This is a genomic window from Carnobacterium sp. (assembly GCF_032094055.1).
Classification (GTDB): Bacteria; Bacillota; Bacilli; order Lactobacillales; family Carnobacteriaceae; genus Carnobacterium_A.
Genome location: NZ_DAMDAK010000076.1, coordinates 3,356 through 9,936 on the forward strand (window position 1 = coordinate 3,356; position 6,581 = coordinate 9,936).

Genomic DNA, 6,581 nt, shown 5'->3' on the forward strand with positions numbered 1-6,581 from the left:
TGAACTTTCTGTTTGAGGAATCGGATCAACGTTTTTACTTTCATCATCCATTAAATAGCCTTCTTTAGGTTGTTGAGTTTCTACTTTTTCTTCACTCATTTCTATCCCTACCTTCTTAAATCTATTTTTTCCTTCGACTTTATCGTATCAAATATAAAAAGCGGATTCAAAAAAGAACACTCGCCCTTTCTATTTTTTATTTTCTTTAAAAAATAAAAGGCTCGGTTAATTTTTTATCGAGCCTTTTATCCATTTTATTTCTTTTCATCATCTTTAATCGTTTTTCCACCGGCATCTTCGTATTTGTCGCCATAATATGCATCACTTTCAGGTATATTTTTATGAGCATCCGGATGTTCCTCTTGTCTAGGCTCAGCATTAAGCGGGGAATTTTTTGCAGTATCTTCGCCCACAACCCCTTTACTGATGTTGTCTGGATAAACATGATTTGACTCATCAGCTTCAACTGTTTGTTCATCGCCTGTCAACTGTGGCAATCCTTCTACTGAATTTTTATGTTTATCGATCGGCTCACCAGCTTCATCTTGTCTTTGCCCTTTATCAGGCGAAGAGGCCACTGAAGTTCCAGCTACGTCTTCTCTTGCTGATTGAGCTTTTGAAGGGTCAAATTGTTCTTCTTCACCAGATTCCGGCTTCATTGCTTCTTTAGTTTCAACTTCACTAGGTTCCACATCTTCATTTTTATTTTCATTATCAGGAGCCATTTCTGTATCTTCCATCCCTTCTCCATTTAATACTTCTTCATTAACAGTAGATAAGTGTTCAATGTTAGCAGGAGCAGTGCTGTCTAATAAAATAATTGTTTCTCGATTTTCTAAAGCTTCATTAAAGTGCTCCGCAGCTTCGGCATCTATTCCATATTCCACTAAAGGATTTGCGTCATTTCCTTCATTATAGTTTCCAAAATTAAACGTATCTTTAATCTTGTCCCATAGAGACTCTTCCTCTTCAGCCTCTACTGCTTCCACATCCACTAATGTCAAATCTTCTAATTCATTCTCGTGGTTGTTGTCTGTGATAATTAAAATCTCATCAGCCACATACCCCTCATTTAATAAACGTTCAACAGCTTTTACTGCTTCATCTGTTGAGGTATACGTTCCTTCTACGCGTCTATCCATAATCTTCACACTCCATTCCCAATTTTCATCATTCTATTGATCAGTAACTGCGAAAAGTCGTCTGCTATTTAAATAAGGCGCTTTCCTTCTCACTTAATAATAGCAAAAACTAAATGGGCAATCAAAGAAGAGCCCTTAGATCCGTTATTTTTAACTGCATTCAAGCAAGATTTAAATGATCCAACTCGTCATTACGCTAAAATAGTCGACAACTTACAAAACAAATAGGATAAGTTATTCATACCGTTTTCCCATCTAAATAAACAACTTAGTCTTGTCATGGTTTGTTCAAAACTAAACAAGAAATAACAAATAAACAAAATTTCTGACCGTTTCGCTTTAGAAATTATGGTATACTAATAAATGCAAATCAACGAAGACGACACCGGTCTTTGATAGGAGAGTGACCGTCAAGTGAAAGGGGAACAAAAAGCTGTGATTGTTTTAGCTGGTATGATAGGTGCTGGTAAAAGTACTTATACAAAATTAATATCTGAGGCGTTAGGAAGTGAAGCTTTTTATGAAAGTGTAGACGATAACCGCATTTTAGAAAAATTTTATGAGGATCCGAAAAGATGGGCTTTTTCTCTACAAATTTATTTCTTAAATAGTCGTTTCCGCAGTATCAAAGCTGCCTTTCTACATGAAAACAACGTGTTAGACCGTTCAATTTACGAAGATGCTTTATTCACAAAAATTAATTATGAAGAAGGCAATATGAGTGATGCCGAAATGGATACTTATTTGGACCTGTTAGATAACATGATGGAAGAATTGGATGGTATGCCAAAAAAATCGCCTGATTTGTTGATCTATCTTCGTGGATCGTTGAACACAGTCCTTAATCGAATCGAAAAACGCGGACGCGTCTTTGAACAAATCGAAGGCAATCAAGGGTTGTTAGACTACTACACTCATCTTCATAGCCAATATGACAGCTGGTTCGCCTCTTATGATAAAAGTCCAACTCTCATTATTGATATCGATAAGCACGATTTAGAAAACCCGGCTGATGCCGAAAAAATTATTGCCATAGTAAATGATCGCTTAAATGAAGTACGTTCTGAAGCAGTCAGTATCAGATAAAACAATTCAGCCTCTACCACATCAAAAAAACAAGCACTGAAGTTTACTTCAGTGCTTGTTTTTTGCGCTCAGCCAAACACAGCCAAACGTTTGCGAGGCTGGTAAAATAGCCGTACTTCGACCGTGGTTATCGTAAGCTTTAAAAAACAATTTCCCGTTTTTATTGTAGCCATAAGCATAGACCAATACCCAATGGTTTTTATACCGGCTTCCTAATAACCGAGCAGTTCCAACAGCTACCGGCATTGGATCTGGTTGGTTTAATAATTCAACTACCTTTTTGTCGGGAACAAACAGCATCTTTGCTTGATAATCTGGATTGCCTTTTAAGACCGTATTCAATCCATGCCACAAATCCCATGGAAAAGTGCCTCGATAAGGAAAAGTGTCATCAACCACTGATTTTAATCCTTTTAATAATTTTTCTTTAGAAATATCGACCCCATATCGATGCAAATAAGTGTCATGCAATAAGACAGCACTGACATATGTACCACAAATACCCGGCTTTTGGTTGTTGATCCATGTGCGGTATTTACGAAATTGTACTGGTTTTAAACCAATCCATTTTGTTGGATAACTAGTATGTAGCTTCAACCTGATTCGCTCCCTTTATTCCCTGCTTTTCTTTCTAGTTTACCATATGTTTTTCCATTCTTCTTTTTTTATAGCTTTTTTACTGAAAAAAAGCCAAGGCATCCGCTTTGGCTTTGGTCTTTCAAGAAGGTTTCATTTGTTAAAGAGAAAATAAAATGAACACCCCTGCTTAGTCTATTTTATGCTTATTAACGATTTTTTATTTGACCGCTTCCATATATAATAGCTGAATCTCACATTATTACGAGCAGTTAAACAAGCCATACGCAACTTTTTATTCTTTAGCTCTGTTAATTTATAGCGGTATAAATTATGTTTGAGCTCATTAATGATTCCCTGATCACGAGTAGCTTGGTCATAAGCTTGCATCAATAATTCTAAATTCAAGGCGGTATAACGTTCCTTTAGTATCGTCACATTACTCTCTTCTAAAGACTCGCCTAAAGCTATCACCGTTAATAATGCCGTTAAACCTGTTTTCCATTCCATAAGCGATAAGGACGTTTTTAACGGGTAACGATTCTTGAAACTATGGTAGTACGACGTTGATGTGTAAATAATTTTTTTACTTTTCAGCATACATTCAATACACAAAAGCAAATCTTCAAAAAAATAAATAGATGGATTAAACCGAAGCGTAATAGATTCTTTAAATAAATCCATCATAAACAATTTATTGTTCATAAATCCTTGCATTGTTTCCCGATTGATCTCCTGCTGAATAGCTTGTGAAGAAGACCATTCTTGAATACGATAGGGTTTGAGCGGCTTACTAGAATGATGGAGAGTCTCTTCAATATAGCTGCAAATAACCATATCTGCCCCTGTCTTTAAACTTAATGAGAGCAAGCTCTCAAACATCATCCCATCTACTCGATCTAATGCATTGACAAAACTGACGTATTTCCCACTGGCAATCAATAAACCTGCATTGTAAGCAGCAGATATCCCATAATTACTTTTATGAATGACTTTGAAACGAGGGTCCGCGCGGGAAAATCGTTCACATATTTCTCCGCTTGCATCTGTTGAACCATTATTCACTAATATAATTTCCAATTTATGATACGTTTGGTATCTTAAATCATTCAAACACTTAGACAGATAATTTTCAGCATTATAAATTGAAACAATAATGGATATCATGCAACGGCCTCCTTACTCGTTTCATTTGACTATGTAATCCTTCTTTCATCTACCGAGAAAATGGATGTACTCAATATTTGCCTATCAACTATTGAGTACATCTTGTTCTTGTCTTTCACTCATCTTTTGTTGCGTGAATTTTTTACTATCCAAATACATACATATGGATTCAATGACAGTTGAATCAACCGCTGAATCAAATTTCCGGGCAAATAAAGCGTCAGAAGACACTAAATTTCCATAATCAGTTCCTGTCCAAATAGAAGGATTTTTTCTTTTCGGCTTTTTTCCCCAATCGATTTTGCGCATATTGCTGTATTGTTCCTGATCGTTTCTTTTAACGGCTAATCGTTTTTTAAAAGGAGAGTGATAGAGTAACGTTTGTAAAAACAATTCGTCTGCACATTTAGAACGGGAAAAGAATTGTTCGATCCATGGTTCTTTTGAAATAACAAAATTGGCACATTCATCGGTAATACTAAACCAAGAAGACCCGAATTTTAAAGTAAACGATGCCTGCTTTAACCGATTGGTTCTGATGATTCGTTGAAAAAGCAAAACACCTTTGTCCAGAGCAGTAGTATAAAACCGCAGCCCTTTAAAAGGAAACCGTGAAACGGTATCTTGAAACAAATGATAGCGTGAAATACGTGAGTAAATTTTTTTCATCTCCGGTTTAGTCTCATTTGAAAAGTGAACAAACTCGATGCCATCATAGTATTGAAAAAAAGTATGGATTTCATCTTGTGTCTTTAAAGGCAGATCAGAACCAGACAACAAGTGATAATAACGATAATTTCGTTGGACTGCTGCCTTCAATAAAATCAGTTCACATTGAATTTGACTGTATCCTCCCCAATTTACATTGATTCGAGGAACAAAATAAACCGATGATTTTAAAGCAAGCGAACGAATCTTTTTAAAATCAAAATGACTAACTTTTTTATCAACATGAAGATAAATATCATTTCTTTCATCATCTAATTGAGAAATTAAGTGCTCCAATACATCAAATTGATGATGAGCCATTATCAGGTAAGCGTGTCTAGTATTCACTTTTTCACCTCATTTCCGTTTGCAATGGAGTATGGATAGAACCAGTATTTTTTGTTGGACGATTGCCGTTTCTCAATTTACTAATAAGCCAAATAAGCCCATACACTCCGGTAGCAAAGTTAGATTCAGCACAGCGATAAAAGACTTTCCAATGAATCGGAAAATAGCGGTTGTCTAATTGTTGGTACGCTGTTTTATACCGTTCAGTTGATAATATTTTTTTTAATTCTCTTACCTTTTCAATCATTTTTCGTTCGCTCATTAAAACATTTAAGCCTAACTCAATCAAAGATAGAGCTATACGATTGTTTAACGCTGTTACATAATCCTCATTAAGATTGAATTCAGAGAGGTACTTTTCTATTAAATCAAATTTCATTTGAGTTTGAGTAAATAGTCGTTCTTTATAAAGAGAAGTTAAAGAAATTTCATTATCTTTCCGGTAGTGATACAAATGGCGATTAAGATAAACGGCTTTTGTGACATAACCAAAAACATATATATTAAACAAGGCATCTTCTGTACCGATAATTTTTGTATTGATGAATTTGATTTGGTTTTCTTTGATAAGAGCTGTTCTATATAATTTCCCCCAAGAAGTTACAATAGCATCAGCATTTTCCGGTTTTTCTAGTTCTTTTCCTACTAATCCAACCATCCGTCTATGCAGATTTGAAGCTACTTCCGGCTGCTCGAAAACGATCTTTTCTTGTTTAAATATTTCTTTAGGTTTAGGATTGTTGACATACTCCCTGATGTAAGACCATAAGACAACGTCTGCTTTCTCCTCCAAAGCCGCACGATAGGCTATTTCACAAGTATCCAGCTCAATCCAGTCATCGCTATCAATGTACATTAAAAATTCTCCGTTAACGTATTGTAGAGCATGATTTCTAGCTTCAGAGACTCCTTGATTTTGCTGACTAATTACTTTTATTCGTTCATCCTTTTTAGCCATTTTTTTTAAGAAACGTAAACTATTGTCAGGAGAACCATCGTCTACACAAATTACTTCAATCTCTTTAAATGTTTGATTTAAAATGCTGGTTAAGCAAGTATCAAGAAACTGTTCGGTATTGTAAACAGGTAAAATAATACTGATTTTTGGCTGTGACATTTAATTTCCTCCTTTGGATCGTCTTCTCTTAAAACCATCATAAAGCTAGTTGTTGGAAGGTTTATTCTGAATGGTTTACTTTAGCTAATTTTTTTCTTTTAAACAGCCCTCTCAGCATTTCCATTACATATTTGAACTCATCAGCCCGATAAAAAAGCAACAGGAAGAAAGTATTTGGAATAATCAAACACATAAATGCTTTAAAGATAAAAGGATTTATCCCTTGTTCTCCTACAAACGAACCGGCCAGGCTTGTCAAGACTGCCGCACAGAACGTGGCTCCAGCATATTTTACATAACGTTTAAAATAGTCAAAAACACTGCGCTTAAACCCATTCTTATACAAGACTAACGGCTCAATCCAAAAAACAGTTGTCATACTGCTAATAAAAGTTCCCAATAAAATCCCTGAAATTCCATAGTATTTAGCTAAAATT

Annotated in this window: 6 protein-coding genes and 1 pseudogene; 1 reads left to right on the forward strand and 6 read right to left on the reverse strand. The window is 35.3% G+C overall.

The features are described 5' to 3' along the window. Nucleotides 1-254: 254 nt before the first annotated feature. Nucleotides 255-1,142, reverse strand: a complete 888-nt coding sequence (locus RT405_RS10665) for a general stress protein (protein ID WP_313469610.1) — start codon at nucleotides 1,140-1,142, stop codon at nucleotides 255-257. Between the two features lie 414 nt (nucleotides 1,143-1,556). Between RT405_RS10665 and RT405_RS10670 the strand changes: the two genes are divergently transcribed. Continuing rightward, a complete protein-coding gene (locus RT405_RS10670; RefSeq protein WP_313469611.1) occupies nucleotides 1,557-2,228 on the forward strand; it encodes a deoxynucleoside kinase in 672 nt (223 codons plus the stop codon). Between the two features lie 48 nt (nucleotides 2,229-2,276). On the opposite strand, the gene RT405_RS10675 is transcribed toward RT405_RS10670, so the two are convergent. From RT405_RS10675 to RT405_RS10695, 5 genes and pseudogenes are all read right to left on the reverse strand, one after another. Beyond that, on the reverse strand, nucleotides 2,277-2,825 hold the full coding sequence (locus RT405_RS10675) for a dihydrolipoamide dehydrogenase (RefSeq protein WP_313469612.1): 549 nt from the start codon (nucleotides 2,823-2,825) through the stop codon (nucleotides 2,277-2,279). Between the two features lie 174 nt (nucleotides 2,826-2,999). Then, on the reverse strand, nucleotides 3,000-3,971 hold the full coding sequence (locus RT405_RS10680; protein WP_313469613.1) for a glycosyltransferase: 972 nt from the start codon (nucleotides 3,969-3,971) through the stop codon (nucleotides 3,000-3,002). Nucleotides 3,972-4,055: 84 nt separating this feature from the next. Further along, nucleotides 4,056-5,027 carry a beta-1,6-N-acetylglucosaminyltransferase gene (locus RT405_RS10685; RefSeq protein WP_313469615.1) on the reverse strand — a complete coding sequence of 324 codons (972 nt, stop codon included), beginning with the start codon at nucleotides 5,025-5,027 and terminating at the stop codon, nucleotides 4,056-4,058. A gap of 4 nt (nucleotides 5,028-5,031) precedes the next feature. Continuing rightward, complete coding sequence (locus RT405_RS10690; RefSeq protein ID WP_313469616.1) at nucleotides 5,032-6,144, reverse strand: glycosyltransferase; 1,113 nt, start codon at nucleotides 6,142-6,144, stop codon at nucleotides 5,032-5,034. 61 nt (nucleotides 6,145-6,205) lie between these two features. Continuing rightward, a pseudogene (locus tag RT405_RS10695) lies at nucleotides 6,206-6,581 on the reverse strand (hypothetical protein); the annotation flags it as partial.

Excerpts from the sequence above, each read along its gene's own strand:
- RT405_RS10665 (WP_313469610.1), bottom strand. The coding sequence starts at position 1,142 with ATGGATAGACGCGTAGAAGGAACGTATACCTCAACAGATGAAGCAGTA.
- RT405_RS10680 (WP_313469613.1), bottom strand. The coding sequence starts at position 3,971 with ATGATATCCATTATTGTTTCAATTTATAATGCTGAAAATTATCTGTCT.
- RT405_RS10690 (WP_313469616.1), bottom strand. The coding sequence starts at position 6,144 with ATGTCACAGCCAAAAATCAGTATTATTTTACCTGTTTACAATACCGAA.